Origin of the sequence: Acidocella aromatica (genome assembly GCF_014201825.1) — a bacterium.
GTDB lineage: Bacteria > Pseudomonadota > Alphaproteobacteria > Acetobacterales > Acetobacteraceae > Acidocella > Acidocella aromatica.
This window is the reverse complement of the sequence record NZ_JACHFJ010000006.1, coordinates 22502-40370: the sequence shown is the minus strand read 5'-3', so window position 1 is coordinate 40370 and position 17869 is coordinate 22502. Positions and strand designations below refer to the sequence as shown.

Here is a 17869-nt window from a genome sequence, read left to right as displayed (position 1 = left end):
AGGGACATGGCCGTCGATGACCGCTCTGGCATAATTTTATCGGCGATTTTACCATGTTTGGCATGTCGGAGACCAATGCCGAGCGGAGGATGATCCGCCCCAGCTTTGTGGAAGAGGCGCTGGACTGCCTGCGCCGCAAGGGGCTGCCCGTGGCGCCGGTGCTGGAAGCCTCCGGGCTGCAGGAGGCGGGGGCGGTCTCGGCCGAGGCCTATGGCCGCCTATGGCTGGCCCTGGCCGACGCCATGCAGGACGAATATTTCGGCCTAGGCGGGAGAGCCATGCGGCCGGGCAGTTTTGTCATGCTCTGCCGCGTCGTGCTGCATTCCGCCACGCTGGAGCGGGCGCTGCGCCGGGCCTTGCGGTTCCTGGCCGTGCTGCTCGACGATCCGCGCGGCGAACTGGTGCTGGCCGATGGCTTGGCCCAGGTGGTGCTGCGCGATGCCGGGGAGGCGCGCTCGGCCTTTGCCTACCGCACGTTCTGGATCATCCTGCACGGCATCATCTGCTGGCTGGTGGGGCGGCGCGTGCCCCTGCGTCTGGTCGATTTCCGATGTGCCGAACCGCCAGGCGTGGCCGATTACCGGCTGTTCTTTGGCGCGCCGGTACACTTCGCGTGCCCCAATAGCCGCATAGCTTTCGATGCCCGGTATCTGGCGCTGCCCGTCATCCGCGACGAAGCCGCGCTGAAACCCTTCCTGCGCGCCGCCCCCGCCAATCTGCTGGTGCGCTATCGCTACGATGCCGGGCTGATCACCAATATCCGTGGCCGGTTGCGTGAGCTGCCTCCCACGGATTGGCCGGATTTCGCCGAGATGGCACGGCAGCTCCGGCTCTCGCCCTCCACGCTGCGCCACAGGCTCCGGCAGGAAGGGCAGAGCTGGAATGGGCTGCGCGATGAGATCCGGCGCGATCTGGCCATCGCCGCGCTCACGGGCACCAAGCGGGGGGTGGCGGAGATCGCCGCCGAGCTTGGCTTTGCCGAGCCCAGCGCCTTCCACCGCGCCTTCCGCAAATGGACATCGAAAAGCCCCGGCGCCTACCGCAAGGATTTGTCAGCGCTCGGGCCGGGCCAACTCGCGCCGTAGCGTCTCCACGAAGCAGCACCCGCTTTTGGCCAGCATCCGGCCCTTGGTGGAATAGACGATTCCCACTTCGCGGCTGAAATCGAAATCCAGCAACCGCACCGGCACGATGCCATTGCCCGCGAAGCTCTCGGGCATCACCGTCACCCCCAGCCCGGCACGGACCAGGGCGAGGGCCTTGTCGTCGTTGAAGGTTTTTAGGGGGAAGCTCGGGCGCACCCCGCGCTGGGTGAAATACTGGCTGGTGGCGGCCAGAACCTCGCAATGGCGGCGGATGATCATCGCGTCCTGGGCAAGTTCTTCGCCTTTTACCGCCTGCATTTGGGCCAGGCGGTGGCTGGTGGAGGTCACCAGCACGTAATCCTCGCGGTATAGGCTCTCCTGCGCCGGGGCGGGGGAGCCGGGGCGGAGCAGCGTCAGCGCGAGCTCGATCCGCTCGTCATCCAGCCAGGTTTTCAGCTCGCGCTCGCTGCCGTCCAGCAATTCCAGCGTCTCGGCGTTTTCCTGCGCCATATGGCTGCGCACCAGCGCTTCCAGCATGAAGGAGGGGAAGGTGGAGAGCACCCCCGCCCGCAGCGTGCGCCGGGGTGCGGCCTGGGAGATGTCGCGCAGGGCGATCTCGTAATCGCGTGCGATGCGCTGGGCATGGGCGAGGAAGCGGCTGCCCGCCTCGGTGAGGGAGACGCGCCGCCGGTCGCGCTCGAACAGCTTCTGGCCGAGTTGTGCCTCCAGCTTGGCGATGCCGGCGGAGAGGGTGGGCTGGGTCACGTTCATCCGCCCTGCGGCGCGGGAGAAATTGCCCAACTCGGCCACGGCCAGGAAATAACGCAGGAGATACCAGTCCATGATAGATGTCATCTATCAAAGCGGCAAAAAACTTTCAATTTCATCTGTAAGCGGGGAGGCGCTAAGGTTCGTTCAATAGATAATTAGGGAGGAAACGCGCCATGGCTTTCAGCGCGCAGATGGATTTCGGCCTGAGCGAAACCGCGGCGGCAATCCGCGACACCACCGCTCGTTTCGCGCAGGAGCGCATCGCGCCCATCGCGGCGAAGATCGACGCGGAGAACCATTTCGACCGTTCGCTCTGGACGGAGATGGGCGCGCTCGGCCTGCACGGCATCACCGTGGAGGAGGAGTTCGGCGGGCTGGGGCTGGGGTATCTGGAGCATGTGCTGGCGGTGGAGGAACTCTCCCGCGCCTCCGCCTCGGTTGGGCTTTCCTATGGCGCGCACTCGAACCTTTGCATCAACCAACTCCGCCGCTGGGGTAGCGAGGCGCAGAAACACCGCTATCTGCCCAGGCTGATCTCGGGTGAGCATGTCGGCTCGCTGGCGATGTCCGAGGTTGGTTCCGGTTCCGACGTTGTCTCCATGAAACTGCGCGCCGAGAAGAAGGGCGACCATTATATCTTGAACGGCAACAAGTTCTGGATCACCAACGCCCCGATTGCCGACACGCTGGTGGTGTACGCCAAGACCGAACCGCAGGCCGGGCCAAAGGGGATCTCGGTGTTCATCGTCGAGCGCGGCTTCAAGGGGTTCAGCACGGGCCAGAAGCTTGACAAGATGGGGATGCGCGGTTCGGACACCAGCGAGCTGATCTTCGAGGATTGCGAGGTGCCCGAGGAGAACCTGATGGGCCCGCTGAACGGCGGTGTGAAGGTGCTGATGTCGGGCCTCGATTATGAGCGCGCCGTGCTGGCCGCCGGGCCGCTCGGCATCATGCAGGCGGCGCTGGACGCGGTGCTGCCTTATGTAAAGGAGCGCACGCAGTTCGGTCAGCCGATCGGTAATTTCCAGCTCATGCAGGGCAAACTTGCCGACATGTACGTGGCCCTGAACTCGGCTCGCGCTTACGTGTACGCCGTGGCTCGCGCCTGCGATGCCGGGCACACCACGCGCTTCGACGCCGCCGGGGCGATTTTGCTGGCCAGCGAGAACGCGGTGCGTGTGTCGCTGGAGGCGATCCAGGCTTTCGGTGGGGCGGGGTATCTGAAGGAGACCGGCATCGAGCGGCTGGTGCGTGATGCCAAGCTTTACGACATTGGCGCGGGGACCAACGAGATCCGCCGTTACCTCATCGGCCGCGAGTTGATGAGCGCATGACCCATCTGACCAGCACCATCGATACCGGGGCGGAAACGTTCCAGCGCAACGCGGAGATCAACCGTGCCCTCGCTGCCGAGCTGCGCGAGAAGGTGGCCGCTACCGCGCTCGGTGGGCCAGAGGCTGTGCGCCAGCGCCATGTGGCGCGCGGCAAGTTGCTGCCGCGTGAGCGTGTGGAGCGGCTGCTCGACCCCGGCGCGCCGTTTCTGGAAATCGGCCAGCTTGCGGCGGGCGGGATGTATGAGGGCGAGGCTCCGGGGGCGGGGCTGATCTGCGGCATCGGCACGGTGAGCGGGCGGGAGGTGATGATCGTCGCCAACGACGCCACGGTGAAGGGCGGGGTGTATTTCCCGCTGACGGTGAAGAAGCATCTGCGCGCGCAGGAGATCGCGCTGGAGAACCGGCTTCCATGCGTCTATCTGGTGGATTCTGGCGGCGCGAATTTGCCGCATCAGGCCGAGGTGTTCCCGGACAAGGAGCATTTTGGCCGTATTTTCTACAACCAGGCGAATATGAGCGCGCGGGGCATCGCGCAGATTGCCTGTGTGATGGGCCTTTCCACCGCCGGAGGCGCTTATGTGCCTGCGATGTCCGACGAAACGGTGATCGTGCGTGGGCGCGGGGCGGAGAGTCAGGGGGCGATCTTCCTGGCCGGGCCGCCTTTGGTGAAGGCCGCCACGGGCGAGGTTATTTCCGCCACCGAGCTTGGCGGGGCGGATGCGCATGGGCGTAAATCCGGTGTGGCCGATCATATCGCGGTGGATGACGAGCATGCGCTCTCCATCGTGCGGGACATCGTGGCCCGGCTGAATACGCGAAAGAGCGTGGATCTGGACATCGCCACGCCAAAGCCGCCGCGCTACGCGGCTGAGGAACTGTATGGCATCATCCCTGCCGATGTGCGTGCGCCTTACGATGTGCGCGAGGTGATTGCGCGGATCGTCGATGACAGCGCCTTCCACGAGTTCAAGCCGCTTTATGGGTCGAGCATCGTTACCGGTTTTGCGCGCATCTGGGGCTATCCGGTGGCGATCCTCGCCAATAACGGCGTGCTGTTTTCCGAGAGCGCGCAGAAGGCGGCGCATTTCATCGAGCTTGCCTGCCAGCGCCGCACGCCCTTGGTGTTCCTGCAAAACATCTCGGGCTTCATGGTCGGCGGCAAGTACGAGGCCGGGGGCATCGCCAAGGATGGCGCGAAGATGGTGACCGCCGTGGCCACCGCCAGCGTGCCGAAATTCACCGTGCTCATCGGCGGCAGTTTTGGTGCTGGCAATTACGGTATGTGCGGCAGGGCTTATGGCCCGCGCTTTCTCTTCACCTGGCCCAATAGCCGTATTTCGGTGATGGGCGGGGAGCAGGCGGCCAGCGTGCTTGCCACGGTGCGGCGCGATGGCATCGAGGCCAAGGGCGGCACATGGCCCGCCGAGGAGGAAGCCGCGTTCAAGGCGCCGATCCGCGCGCGGTACGAGGAGGAGGGCAGCCCGTATTTCGCCACGGCGCGGCTGTGGGATGACGGCGTCATCGACCCCGCCCAGACGCGCGATGTGCTGGGCCTTGCCATCTCGGCATCGCTCAACGCTCCCATTCCCGCCAGCCCGCGCTTCGGCGTGTTCCGGATGTGATGCCCATGTTCTCTTCCCTGCTCATCGCCAATCGCGGCGAGATCGCTCGCCGCGTTATCCGCACCGCAAGCCGCCTCGGTATCCGCACAATTGCCGTGTACTCCGAGGCCGATGCTGCTGCGCCTTTCGTGGCTGAGGCTGACGAGGCCATCCTCATCGGCCCCGCCCCGGCGCGTGAGAGTTATCTGCGCCCCGAGAAGCTGCTGGAGGCGGCACGGTTGAGCGGAGCCGAGGCTATTCATCCGGGGTATGGCTTCCTCTCGGAGAATGCGGAGTTTGCTCAGGCGGTGATTGATGTCGGGCTGATCTGGGTCGGGCCCAAGCCATCTTCCATCCGTGCCATGGGGCTGAAGGATGCCGCCAAGGCGCTGATGCAGCAGGCAGGCGTGCCCGTTACGCCGGGCTATCTGGGGGAGGATCAGTCTGAGGACCGGCTGGCCGCCGAGGCGGCGCGCATCGGGTTTCCGCTGCTCATCAAGGCTGTGGCGGGCGGTGGCGGCAAGGGCATGCGCAAGGTGGAGCGGCTGGAGGATTTTGCCGCCGCACTCGCTTCCTGCAAGCGCGAGGCTGCGTCCTCCTTTGGCGATGACCGCGTGCTGCTGGAAATCTACGTCACTCGTCCTCGCCATATAGAGGTGCAGGTGTTCGGCGATGCCCATGGAAATGTGGTGCATCTGTACGAGCGTGACTGCTCGCTCCAGCGCCGCCACCAGAAAGTGATAGAGGAAGCCCCCGCGCCGGGGATGAGCCCCGAGGTGCGCGAGGCCGTGTGCGCCGCCGCCGTGCAGGCCGCCCGAGCGGTCGACTACCAGGGCGCGGGAACGATCGAGTTCATCGCCGATGCTTCCGAGGGGCTGCGCGCCGAGCGCATCTGGTTTATGGAGATGAACACCCGCTTGCAGGTGGAGCATCCGGTGACGGAGGCTATCACCGGGCAGGATCTGGTGGAGTGGCAGCTCCGCGTGGCGGCGGGCGAGCCTCTGCCGCTGAGCCAGGAGCAGATCCCGCTCAACGGCCATGCCATCGAGGCGCGGCTTTATGCCGAGAACCCGGATACGGGCTTCCTGCCTTCCACAGGGCCGCTTACCCATTTCGTGCTGCCCGAGGCGGGCGTGCGGGTGGACAGCGCCGTGGAACAGGGCGGGGAGGTGACTGCCTTCTACGACCCGATGATCGCCAAGCTCATCGCCCATGGCCCCACTCGTGCGGCGGCCGCCAAGCGGCTTGAGGCGGCCTGTGCCTCCGTGCAGGTCTGGCCGGTGAAGACGAATGCCGCGTTCCTGGCGCGCACGTTGCGGAATCCTTCCTTCCGGGGCGCGGCATTGGATACCGGGTTCATCGAGGCGCATCTGCCGGAGCTGCTGGGCAGGGCCGAACCTGATGACAAGGTGCTGCGCGCCGCCGCCACGGCGCGGCTGGCCGCTCATGCAACGCCGCAGGAACTGCTTGGCTTCCGCCTGAACGCCCCGCCGCGCGTCGAGGCGCGGCTGCAACATGGCGGTGAAACGCATGTGGTGGCGCTGTCGCCGGGGGTAGGCTCGTCCCTGCCCGTCACCACGCTGGGCGACGAGACCGTGGTGTTCGAGCAGGGCCGGGCCTTCGCCTTCACAGAGGTCTCGGCCGACGATACAGGCCATGGCGGAGGGGAGAGCGGCGGTGCGGTACTCTCCCCGATGCCGGGGCATATCCTCTCCGTGGCCGTGGCCATGGGCGATGCCGTGAAAAAGGGCGCGCCGCTGCTGGTGATGGAGGCGATGAAGATGGAGATGACACTCACCGCCCCGTGCGATGGCACCATCGCCGAATTGAATGCCGCCCCTGGCGCGCGGGTGGCCGAGGGTGTGCTGCTCCTGCGCCTGGAAACTGGAGACTAAGCCGTGGCTGGACGTTATTTCGAGCAATTCGCGGTGGGGGACAAAATCACCCACGATCTGCATCGCACGGTGACGGAGACGGATAATCTCCTCATCACCACGCTCACCCATAATCCGCAGCCCTTGCATCTGGACGCCGAATACGCCGCCCAGACGGAGTTTGGGCGTATCGTGGTCAATGGGCTGTTCACCTTCTCTCTCATGGTCGGCCTCTCTGTTGGCGACACCACGCTCGGCACGCTGGTTGCGAATTTGGGTTATGACGAGGTGGTGATGCCCAAGCCTGTCTTCGTGGGCGATACGCTTCATGCCGAGACGGAAGTGACGGAGACGCGCGAGAGCAAGTCCCGCCCCAATGCGGGCATCGTGGTGTTCACCCACCGCATGTATAACCAGCGCGGCGAGATGGTGTGCCAGTGCAAGCGCACCGCACTGCTGCAAAGGCAGCCGCAATGAGCGCGCGCTCCTGGCTGTTCGTGCCAGCCGACGCCCCGGCCAAGATCGCCAAGGCGATGGGCTCGGGAGCGGATGCGCTGATCCTGGATCTGGAGGATTCAGTGGCGCTGTCTGCCAAGGAAAAGGCGAGGAAGATTGCGGCGGAGACGCTGGCCGGGCCGAGCGGCGGGCCGGCGCTATGGGTGCGGATCAATCCACTGGCCTCGGGGCTGGCGCTGGCGGACCTCGCTGCCGTGATGCAAGCGGCGCCGGCTGGAATCGTGCTGCCAAAGCCGGATGCGGCGTCGGATGTGGTGACGCTCGCGCATTATCTGGATGCCTTCGAGGCCGCCGCCGGGCTGTCCGCGGGGCAGACGCGCATCCTGCCCATCGCCACCGAGACCCCGGCCTCGGTGTTCACTCTTGGCTCTTATACCCAGGCCGGGCCGCGCCTTGCCGGACTTACCTGGGGGGCGGAGGATTTGCCTGCCGCCATTGGGGCCACCGCCAGCCGCAACCCGGACGGCTCGCTCAACGATCTCTGCCGCATGGTCCGCTCGTTTTGTCTGGCGGGGGCGGCCAGTGCCGGGGTTCCGGCCATCGATACGGTGTATCCCGATTTCCGTAACGAGGCGGGGCTGCGCGCCTGGGCCGAGGCCGGGCGGCGCGAGGGCTTTACCGGCATGATGGCGATTCACCCGGCGCAGGTGCCGGTTATTAATGCGGTGATGACCCCCTCCGCCGTCGAGTTGGCCCATGCCCGAGCAGTGGTGGCGCTGTTCGATGCCGATCCGGCGGCGGGGGTGGTGGCCCTGGATGGAAAGATGCTCGATCTGCCCCATCTGAAACAGGCACGGAAGATTTTGGCGATGGCCCGGGAGGAGTGCGCACCCTCCTGAACCATCGCGCCGGCACATCCTTCCAAGACGACCGAATAAAAACCCTAGGGAGAGACGGATGAAGGAAAGCCATGTGCGGGGCGGCAATGAGCCGCCGCTCCTGGAGATGACGATCGGCCAGGCGCTGGATGCCGCCGCCGCAACCTGGCCCGATAACGAGGCGCTGGTCTGCCCCGCCCAGGCGGTACGGCTGACATGGCGCGGGTTCCGCGACCGCGTTGAGCATGTGGCTGCCGGGCTGCTGGCCCAGGGGCTCGAGCCAGGTGACCGCGTGGGAATTTGGTCGCTCAACCGGGCGGAATGGGCGCTCACCCAGTTCGCCGCCGCCAAGGCCGGGTTGATCCTGGTGACGGTGAACCCCGCCTACCGCCTGGCCGAGCTGGAATACGCGCTGAACAAGGCGGGCATCAAAGCCCTAGTCATTTCACCGCCCTTTAAGAGCAGCGACTATCCCGGCATGGTCGCCGCCCTGGCGCCGGAGCTGGCGGAATGCGAGCCGGGGGCGCTGGAGGCCGCGCGGCTGCCGCATCTGCGCCTTGTGGTGCAGATGGGCGAGGATATTCTGCCGGGCGCCATGTCCTTTGCCGCCCTGGAGAACGCCGGGCGGGAGGTGGGGAATGCGGCACTGGCCGCCATAGCCCCCACGCTGAAGCCGCATGACGCCATCAACATCCAGTTCACCTCCGGCACCACCGGGGCGCCCAAGGGGGTAACGCTCAGCCACCATAACATCCTGAATAACGGCTATCTGGTCGGGCATGGCATGGCGCTTACGCCCAAGGATCGCATTTGCATCCCGGTGCCGCTTTACCATTGCTTTGGCATGGTCATGGGTAATCTCGCCTGCGTCACTCATGGCTCGGCCATGGTATTCCCGGGCGAGGGATTTGACCCGCTGGCCACGCTGCAAGCCTGCGCCTATGAGCGCTGCACCGCGCTCTATGGCGTGCCGACCATGTTCATTGCCGAGCTGGACCATCCGCGCTTTGCCGAGTTTGATTTCAGCCATATGCGCACGGGCATCATGGCGGGCAGCCCGTGTCCCATAGAGGTGATGCGCAAGGTCATCAGCCAGATGCACGCGCGGGACATGACCATCTGCTACGGCATGACCGAGACCAGCCCCGTGAGCTTCCAGACCGGCCTCGATGACTCGCTGGAGCGGCGCGTCTCCACTGTCGGGCGGGTGCATCCGCATCTGGAGGTGAAGATTGTCGATGCCGAGGGCGCGACCGTGCCCTGCGGCACATCGGGCGAGCTGTGCACGCGCGGCTATTCCGTGATGATCGGGTATTGGGACGACCTTGAGCAGACCGCGAATGCAGTGGACGCCGAAGGCTGGATGCATACCGGCGACCTCGCCACGCTGGACGAGGAGGGCTTTTGCCAGATCGTCGGGCGAATCAAGGATATGGTGATACGAGGCGGGGAGAATCTCTACCCGCGCGAGATCGAGGAATACCTCTACCGCCACCCCAAGATCCAGGACGTGCAAGTGTTTGGCGTGCCGGACGAGCTGTATGGCGAGGAGCTGTGCGCCTGGGTGGTCGTGCGCGAAGGCATGGTCATGGATGACGAGGAGCTGCGCGCCTTTTGCCGCGGGCAGATCGCGCATCACAAGATCCCCCGCTATGTCCGCTTCGTGGAGGACATGCCCAAGACCGTCACGGGCAAGATCCAGAAGTTCAAGATGCGCCAGGCCATGCTGCGGGAGATGCGGCTGATCGAGGACGCTGAGGACACCCTTTAGACGACATTGCCGTGATAGTTTGAAGTCAGCCTTCTTGCCTAAATATGCCTCATAGGCAAGGAGGCTGATTCATGTTTTTCCTAAAAAGATTAAAATATATGCATTAAATTTGTTCTCGGGCAGATTTAGCGCCAGATTTTGGCATGCCTGTGTAGTTTTGCGCCTCACGACGGCAGTTTTGGGTCGTTTAGTATGTGGCACATTTTTTGCTCTACAGTAAACCCGTCTAGCTAAAGCCGATCCGCTGATATCCGCCAACTATAAGCACAGAGGGGTTACTGTGAGCGACATCATATTTCCCGTAGGGCGCAAGACCACCGAGTCTGGCTCCCTGCTCCGCACCATCGACTGGCGAGGCGCCTTCTGGGTGGCCAGTGGCGTACCCGCCCTGGTTCTGTTCTCCATTGGCGGTATTGCTGACATGGTGGGCAATCTGTCCTTCGTCGTATGGGCGGCCTCTATGCTGATGGGCTTCGTGCAGTCCTTCACATACGCCGAAATCGCCGGACTGTTCCCCAACAAATCGGGCGGCGCCTCGGTCTATGGCGCGGCCGCCTGGGTGCGCTATTCCAAGTTCATTGCCCCGCTCTCGGTGTGGTGCAACTGGTTCGCCTGGTCGCCGGTGCTCTCGCTTGGTTGCTCCATTGCGGCGGCTTACATTCTCAACGCGGTTGCGCCGATCCCGGCCGCCAACTCGCCGGAGGTTCTGCAATGGATCGCGGTGCATGGCGCGTCCATCGCCGGCGGTCAGCAGGCGCAGGTGAATGCCGCCATCGCCGCTCTCACCCCGGATATCCGTAACTGGACGCTGTTCAGCCATACGCTTGGGCCGGTTGGCATTTCGTTGAACGCCACCTTCTTTATTGGCGCCGTCATCATGCTGGTGACCTTCGCCATCCAGCATCGCGGCATTCTCGGCACCGCCAATGTGCAGAAATATATGGGGCTGCTGGTCATCATCCCGATGCTCATCGTCGGTGTCGTGCCGCTGTTCAACGGTACGGTGAACTTCCACAATTACTCGCCGCTGGTGCCGTTGGCCAATTATGGCGCGCCGCAGCCGGGGACCTGGAATCTGACCAATTGGACGATGATCCTCGGCTCCATGTTCATCGCCGCTTGGTCCACTTACGGGTTTGAAACGGCCGTTTGCTATACATCGGAATTTCGTAATCCTGGCATCGACACGTTCAAGGCTATCTTCTATTCGGGCCTGCTCTGCCTTGCGCTCTATATCCTGGTGCCGTTCACCTTCCAGGGTGCGCTGGGTCTGGCCGGGCTGCTTGATCCTTCCATCGCTGCCGGTTCCGGCGTGGCCGCAGCCATGGCTGGTATGGTTGGCGGCGGGCCGATCATCCAGAACATCATGGTCATGCTCATGATCCTGGCGCTGATGCTCTCGATCATGACCGCGATGGCCGGTTCCTCGCGCACGCTGTACCAGGGGTCCGTCGATGGCTGGCTGCCACGCTACCTCACCTGGGTGAACGAGCACGGCGCGCCGACGCGCGCGATGTGGACTGACCTGATCTCCAACCTGCTACTGCTGGCGGTGGCCTCCACAGATGCCACGAGCTTCTTCTTCGTGCTCGCGGTCTCGAATGTTGGTTACATTATCTTCAACTTCCTGAACCTGAATGCGGGCTGGATTCACCGTGTGGACTCTGGCGCTACCAAGCGCCCCTACAAGGCCCCCACATGGCTGCTTGGCCTGGGTACGCTGTTCGCCTTCGTCAACGCCATGTTCCTCGGCGCTGGCGCCAAGACCTGGAATCCCGACGCGCTGTGGGCGGGGTTCATCTTCGCCGCCATGATCATTCCGGTGTTCTGCTTCCGTCACTTTATCCAGGACAAGGGCAAGTTCCCTGAGCAGATGCTGGAAGATCTGCATGTGGGTAGCTCGGGTGACGTGACGACCAAGCGTGCGGGCATCCTGCCTTACCTGGTGCTGGTTGCGGGCATCGGCGTGGTGCTGCTCTCCAACTGGTTTTTCCATCTGTAACGCTCGCGAGGTTATCCGCGACACGAAGCCGGAGCCAACGCTCCGGCTTTTTTATTGTGATTTTCGCATGGTTTGTTGGGAACTCGGTTTGACAAATCCAATATTCCTGGGCATAACTCTTATTAACTGGCAAGAAACCCTTGCGAAGTCTGGTGATGCAAACACTCATGAACAATTCCTCCCTTTCCCGGCCAACCAATTACGTGGATACCCTGTATGTGCGGGGTGGCGCCACGGTCTCCTTCGGTCTTCGCAAGGGCGAGGCGATCGAGGTGCTGGATGAGCAGGGCGCGCAGCCTTGTGAACTTAGTATCGCCGGTGAGACGCCAAGGCTGGTGCTGGATGAGACGTCTCTTCCTGGCGCAAGCTTTGTATTTATTGCTGAAATTGACAGCGATATTTCGCTCTCGGCTCCCGGTGCGCCAATGCTTCCCCATGAGCAGGCGGCGCCCACGGATCTGTGCGTGAAGATCCTACGTAAGGAGAAAGCCTATCCGCGGCCTCTGGGCAAGGTGAAGGCGGAGATTTTGGTCAAGGCGGCGACGGCGTCTTCCTACAAGGTCGAGGAGGGCGATTATATCCAGGTCATAGACGTCGATGGCCAGCAATGTTCTGACTTTCTGGCCTTCGACGCGCAGGCTCTGGAATACGGGCTGGACGCCACGACGACGCGCACGCTCGGCGGGCGGATTTATCCGGGGCCTGGTTTGTACTCAAAATTTTTCGATGAGCGGATGCTGCCGTTGGTCGAAGTGATCCGCGACACATGTGGCCGACACGATATGTTCGCCCTGGCCTGCAGTGCAAAATCCTATGACGATGCGGGCTATCCCGGCCATGCCAATTGCTCGGATAATTTCAATGCCGCGCTGGTTGAACACGGTATTGCGCCGCGCCTGGGCTGGCCTGCGATCAACTTCTTCTTCAACACGCAGCTTGCCGCCGATGGCTCGATTGTCGCGGATGAGGCGTGGTCGCGCCCTGGCGATTACGTGCTGATGCGGGCGATGCGCGATCTGCTCTGCGCCAACTCCTCCTGCGCGGATGATGTGTTTACCACCAATGGTTACAACCCGACGGATATTCTCGTCAGGATCTATGATAAATCAGAGAGTTTCTCAAAAGGGATTGCGCATCGTATGACACCGAATGCCGAGCCGAGGCTGACGCGGGAAAGCGGTTTCCATCCGGCGACCTCCAAGCTGACGCGAAACTATATTGAGAGCAATGGCTTTTGGTTGCCGGAATGCTTTACGGCGAGCGGTCCGGTGGATGAATATGTCGCCTGCCGCGAGAATGTGGTGGTGTCGGATCTTTCGACGCTGCGTAAATTCGAGATCACTGGTCCCGATGCCGAGAACCTGCTGGCGCTGGCGCTGACGCGTAATATCCGCAAGCTCAGCATCGGGCAGGTCGTGTATACGGCGATGTGCTATGAGCACGGCGGCATGATCGACGATGGTACGGTCATGCGACTGGGACCGAATAATTTCCGATTCATTTGCGGCTCCGACTATTCCGGTGTGAGGCTGCGCGAGCTTGCGGCCGAGCGCGGCCTACGCGCCTTCGTACGCAACTCTACTGACCAGCTCAACAATATTTCGCTGCAAGGGCCGCGCTCGCGCGAGTTGTTGGCGCCGCTGATCTTTACCCCGCCGACACAGCCTTCCATCAGCGAGCTGAAATGGTTCCGCTTTACCATCGGGCGTCTTGGTGGTCCGCAGGGGATTCCGCTGGTGATTTCGCGCACTGGCTATACCGGCGAGCTGGGCTATGAGTTGTGGGTGCATCCGAGCAACGCCGTCGCGCTGTGGAATGCGATGGTTGAGGCTGGTGCGCAGCCTATGGGGTTTGCCGCGCTGGACATGCTGCGTATCGAGGCGGGGCTGATTCTGGCGGGACATGAGTTCTCCGACGAGACCGATCCGTATGAGGCGGGCATTGGCTTTGCCGTGGCGGACCGCGAGGAGGAGTTCATCGGGCGTGACGCCCTGCGCCGCCGTGCGGCGAATCCGCTGCGCAAGCTTGTTGGTCTGGCCATTGAAGGCGGCGAGCCCGTGCATCACGGCGATTGCGTGCATGTCGGCCGCGCTCAGGTGGGAGTGGTGACCAGTGCCATGCGCTCGCCGGTGCTGCATCAGTCGATCGCGCTTGCGCGTCTCGACGCCTATCATGCTGAGTTGGGAGCAGCGGTGGAGATTGGCAAGCTGGATGGTCAACAGAAGCGCCTCTCCGCCAAGATCGTCCGGTTTCCACATTACGATCCGGAAAAGACGAGGGTCCGCGCCTGACCTTTGTTCCCGTGGACAATCATTCACGTCAATATTCATCTCTGGGAAGTGCCATGTCTAACGCGCAATACGTTCTTACGCTCTCCTGCCAGAACCGTCCTGGCATTGTTGCCGCCGTCACCACCTATCTGTTCGAGCACGGCGCCGACATCCGCGAGGCCCAGCAATTCGACGATACCGAGACCGGTAAGTTCTTCGCTCGCATCGCCTTCGACCTTGCCGCTGGTTCCAGCATCTCCGTGCTGCGTGAAGGGTTTGCAGGCATCGCCGAGCTGTACAAGATGAACTACGCGATCAACGACCATTCTACGCCGCGCCGCGTGCTGCTGCTGGTCTCCAAGTTCGACCATTGCCTGGCCGACCTGCTGTACCGCTGGCGCATTGGCGAGCTGGACATGACGCCCACCGCAATCGTTTCCAACCATAGCATCGAGAATTATGCCGGGCTCGATTTCGGCGGCCTGCCGTTCCATCATATGCCCATCAGTAAGGCCACCAAGATGGAACAGGAGGCACAGATCTGGGAGTTGGTGAAGGAGACCAAGTCCGAGCTGGTGGTGTTGGCGCGTTACATGCAGGTGCTTTCCGATGCACTGACACAAAAACTTTCAGGCCGTTGCATTAATATTCACCATTCCTTCCTACCCGGCTTCAAGGGCGCCAAGCCTTACCACCAGGCCCATGGCCGTGGTGTGAAGTTGATCGGGGCTACGGCGCATTACGTGACGTCTGACCTCGACGAAGGGCCGATCATCGAGCAGGATGTTGAGCGCATCTCGCACGCGGATACGCCGGATGATCTGGTGCGCAAGGGGCGTGACATCGAGCGCCGGGTACTTGCCCGCGCTGTGCGCTACCATTTGGAAGACCGCGTTATCCTGAACGGCAGCAAGACGGTGGTGTTCGCGAGCTAAATCCGATTGACAGAGACGATTCTCTGCAATTATCCTTTATAACTATAAGGAAAGATTTTTTTCGGGGCATTTTGTTTTGGTCGAGCATATCGGCAGCGAGGCTTTCACCACCAAACACCGCGCCGCCCTCTCAGCGGTACTGACCCCGTGACCGTCGTCTGCCTGTTGCATATCTCCGCTATCGCCTCATGGCGGGGTGGAGATGTTTTTTCACTCTAACCACGAAGGCCATCGCATGACTCGCTCCTGGCGTTACGCCGCTCTAGCCTCCCGCCACCGCGCTCTTGGTTCCAAGCTTGAGGACTGGAACGGCATGCCAACGGCCTGGACGTACTCAACCGACGTGCAGGACCACCATGTGGCGATCCGCACCAGGGCGGGGCTGATGGACGTTTCGGGGCTGAAGAAGGTGCATCTACATGGACCGCATGCTTCGGCGGTGCTTGATTATCTAACCACGCGCGATGTTTCCAAGATTATGCCGGGCAAGTCCGCCTATTGCTGCTTCCTCAACGAGGGTGGCAAGTTCATAGATGATGGTATCCTCTACCGCACTGGGCCGAATTCCTGGTTCGTGGTGCATGGTTCCGGCGCGGGGCATCAAGCTCTTACCCAGGCCGTCGTTGGCCGCAATGTCACCATGCTGTTCGATGATGATCTGCTCGATCTCTCGCTGCAAGGGCCTCTGGCAGTGGATTATCTGGCCAAGCATGTGCCGGGTATCCGCGACCTAAAATATTTCGGCCACATGGGCGCCACGCTGTTCGGCAAGCCGGTGATGATATCGCGCACTGGCTATACCGGCGAACGTGGGTACGAGATCTTCTGCAAGGCCGAGGATGCCGAGCTGATCTGGGATACCATCGTGGAAGAGGGTAAGGAGATGGGCATCATCCCCTGCTGCTTCACCGCGCTCGATCTGCTGCGCACCGAGAGCTATCTGCTCTTCTACCCGTACGATAATTCCGAGATGTATCCGTTCGAGAACGAGCCCTGCGGCGACACGCTGTGGGAGCTGGGGCTCGACTTCACCGTCTCCCCGGGCAAGACAGGCTTTCGTGGCGCCGAGGAACATTATCGCCTGAAGGGTAAGGAGCGTTTCAAGATCTTCGGTGTGCTCATCGAGAGCGACAAATCCGCCGCCCCTGGAGATAAGCTTGTAGCCGATGGCAAGGAAGTCGGCGTCATCACCTGCCCGATGGTCTCCACGCTTACCGGCAAGTCCATGGCTATCGCCCGCGTGGACGTGCCCTATGCCGTGCATGGCGCGAAGCTCACGGTTGAGGGCTCGTTGGGCGGCGTGCCAGCCATCGCGCACGCGCTGCCGTTCGACGACCCGAAGAAGGCCAAGCGTACGGCGGTGGGCTGAGCCATGAGCAAGAACCGTCCGGTCTATGAACCCTTTGCGCTGGAGCCATCGGGGCGCGCGCATCTCGTCGTCACCAGCCTCGATGCCCCGCCGGAAGGCATAGAGGACAGCTTCGACAATATCGAGGTCTGGACGGTGAAGCATAACGGGCCGGGCGTGCCGGTCCTGGCTGCGGGAGGGGTACGCCCCTTCCGCTCCACCACAGAGCTGCTGGCGCAGCTCGGCCATCGCCTGGGGCGGGAGACGGCAGGGTTACGGTTCTATGCCATCGGCTCCGAGGCATTTATATGGGATGCCTATAACATCGGCATCGTCGCCGGGCTGCATCCGTCCGAGATCTCGCTGCATCGCGCCGGGCCGCTCGTTCGGCGCGTTTATTGTTCCCATTGCCGCACCATGATCGAGGGCGTGCCGGTGAACATTGTCTCCTGCCCGTCTTGCGAGGCGGCTTTGTTCGTGCGCGACCATTTCTCCCGCCGCCTCGCCGCCTTCATGGGCGTGAAGGTGGATGCGGAAGTGCCAGGCGAAATTCCGGCAGCGGAGGTGTTTACGTCATGAAACTGAAGATCGAAGCCGCGGGCCAGCTTACCTCCGGCATCCGCAAGTTCACGCTGGCGCCGGTTGATGGTGCGGTTCTGCCGCGCGCCGGGGCTGGCTCTCATGTGGTGCTGGAGATTCCAGGGCCGAACCGTGTGTGGAAGAACGCCTATTCCATCACCTCCGCCGCCGATGCTCTGGCCTATGAGATCATGGTCCGGCGCGTGGAAAAATCCCGTGGCGGTTCCGCCTGGCTGCACGAACATGCCAAGGTAGGCGACGTGCTGGAGGTGTATCCACCACAGAATCTATTCGCGCCGCAGCGTAAGGCCAAGCGGCATTTGCTACTCTCGGCGGGCATCGGCATCACGCCGTTTCTATCTTATCTCAAACTTCCTGGTCTGGCCTATGAGATGCACCATTGCTGCAAGCCAGAGGATGAGACAGCCTTCCGCACTTTGCTGCCTTCCGGCCCCGAGGCGACGCTGCATACCAGCCGCAATACGTTGAACCTCGAAGCGCTACTCAAGCGCCAGAAGCTGGACACGCATCTTTCCGTTTGCGGGCCTGAGAGCTTTATGGATGTGGTGCTGGCCACCGCCGCGCATGTCGGCTGGCCCGCGGCCAAGGTGCATAAGGAGAGCTTTGGCGGTGCCACCGGCGGCGAACCATTTGTCGCGCATCTGAAGCGCTCCGGCGTGAAGGTGAACGTGGGGCGAGAGGAATCGCTGCTTGATGCGATGGAAGCCGCCGGTCTCACCCCGCCCTGTTTGTGCCGTGGCGGCGCCTGCGGTGAATGCAAGCTCACGGTGTTGGACGGTGTGCCCGCGCATCACGACCATTACCTATCCGAGACCGAGCGTGCCGCCAACAATGCCATCATGATCTGCGTCTCGCGCGCGAAAACCCCCGAACTGGTGCTGGATTTCTGAACCATGAAACTGAGCCTGAAACCTCAAGAGACATTCCGGGACGATTACACGTTC

Annotated in this window: 14 protein-coding genes; 13 read left to right on the top strand and 1 reads right to left on the bottom strand. The window is 62.6% G+C overall.

Annotation, left to right across the window (positions count from 1 at the left end; genetic code table 11):
• The first annotated feature begins 53 nt into the window (after nt 1–53).
• Nucleotides 54–1085 (top strand): AraC family transcriptional regulator, encoded by a 1032-nt coding sequence (locus tag HNP71_RS07950; RefSeq protein WP_221246691.1) that lies wholly within the window; start codon nt 54–56, stop codon nt 1083–1085.
• On the opposite strand, the gene HNP71_RS07945 is transcribed toward HNP71_RS07950, so the two are convergent.
• Nucleotides 1053–1928: a LysR family transcriptional regulator gene (locus tag HNP71_RS07945; protein ID WP_183266360.1), complete on the bottom strand. Its 876-nt coding sequence runs from the start codon at nt 1926–1928 to the stop codon at nt 1053–1055. The genes HNP71_RS07950 and HNP71_RS07945 overlap by 33 nt on opposite strands.
• A gap of 101 nt (nt 1929–2029) precedes the next feature.
• On the opposite strand from HNP71_RS07945, the gene HNP71_RS07940 reads away from it, so the two are divergent.
• From HNP71_RS07940 to HNP71_RS07885, 12 genes are all read left to right on the top strand, one after another.
• Nucleotides 2030–3190, top strand: a complete 1161-nt coding sequence (locus HNP71_RS07940; RefSeq protein ID WP_183266359.1) for an isovaleryl-CoA dehydrogenase — start codon at nt 2030–2032, stop codon at nt 3188–3190.
• Nucleotides 3187–4812: a carboxyl transferase domain-containing protein gene (locus HNP71_RS07935; protein WP_183266358.1), complete on the top strand. Its 1626-nt coding sequence runs from the start codon at nt 3187–3189 to the stop codon at nt 4810–4812. Before HNP71_RS07940 ends, HNP71_RS07935 begins: the two co-directional genes overlap by 4 nt.
• A 5-nt stretch (nt 4813–4817) precedes the next feature.
• Nucleotides 4818–6686, top strand: a complete 1869-nt coding sequence (locus tag HNP71_RS07930) for an acetyl/propionyl/methylcrotonyl-CoA carboxylase subunit alpha (protein WP_183266357.1) — start codon at nt 4818–4820, stop codon at nt 6684–6686.
• A gap of 3 nt (nt 6687–6689) precedes the next feature.
• A complete protein-coding gene (locus tag HNP71_RS07925) occupies nt 6690–7142 on the top strand; it encodes a MaoC/PaaZ C-terminal domain-containing protein (protein ID WP_183266356.1) in 453 nt (150 codons plus the stop codon).
• A complete protein-coding gene (locus HNP71_RS07920) occupies nt 7139–8020 on the top strand; it encodes an HpcH/HpaI aldolase/citrate lyase family protein (protein WP_183266355.1) in 882 nt (293 codons plus the stop codon). The genes HNP71_RS07925 and HNP71_RS07920 overlap by 4 nt, the downstream gene beginning before the upstream one ends.
• Before the next feature lie 58 nt (nt 8021–8078).
• Nucleotides 8079–9770, top strand: coding sequence for an AMP-binding protein (locus tag HNP71_RS07915; RefSeq protein ID WP_183266354.1), 1692 nt, complete (start codon nt 8079–8081; stop codon nt 9768–9770).
• A gap of 280 nt (nt 9771–10050) precedes the next feature.
• A complete protein-coding gene (locus HNP71_RS07910; protein WP_221246690.1) occupies nt 10051–11772 on the top strand; it encodes an amino acid permease in 1722 nt (573 codons plus the stop codon).
• A 167-nt stretch (nt 11773–11939) separates the two neighbouring features.
• Nucleotides 11940–14063, top strand: coding sequence for a DUF1989 domain-containing protein (locus HNP71_RS07905; protein ID WP_281376890.1), 2124 nt, complete (start codon nt 11940–11942; stop codon nt 14061–14063).
• Between the two features lie 53 nt (nt 14064–14116).
• The gene (gene purU / locus HNP71_RS07900) at nt 14117–14977 is read left to right on the top strand and encodes a formyltetrahydrofolate deformylase (protein ID WP_183266353.1); all 861 of its coding nucleotides are present in this window, start codon (nt 14117–14119) and stop codon (nt 14975–14977) included.
• Nucleotides 14978–15212: 235 nt separating this feature from the next.
• Nucleotides 15213–16346, top strand: coding sequence for an aminomethyltransferase family protein (locus tag HNP71_RS07895; RefSeq protein ID WP_183266352.1), 1134 nt, complete (start codon nt 15213–15215; stop codon nt 16344–16346).
• 3 nt (nt 16347–16349) lie between these two features.
• Nucleotides 16350–16904, top strand: a complete 555-nt coding sequence (locus HNP71_RS07890) for a dimethylamine monooxygenase subunit DmmA family protein (RefSeq protein ID WP_183266351.1) — start codon at nt 16350–16352, stop codon at nt 16902–16904.
• Nucleotides 16901–17815, top strand: coding sequence for a PDR/VanB family oxidoreductase (locus HNP71_RS07885; protein ID WP_183266350.1), 915 nt, complete (start codon nt 16901–16903; stop codon nt 17813–17815). The genes HNP71_RS07890 and HNP71_RS07885 overlap by 4 nt, the downstream gene beginning before the upstream one ends.
• Nucleotides 17816–17869: the final 54 nt, after the last annotated feature.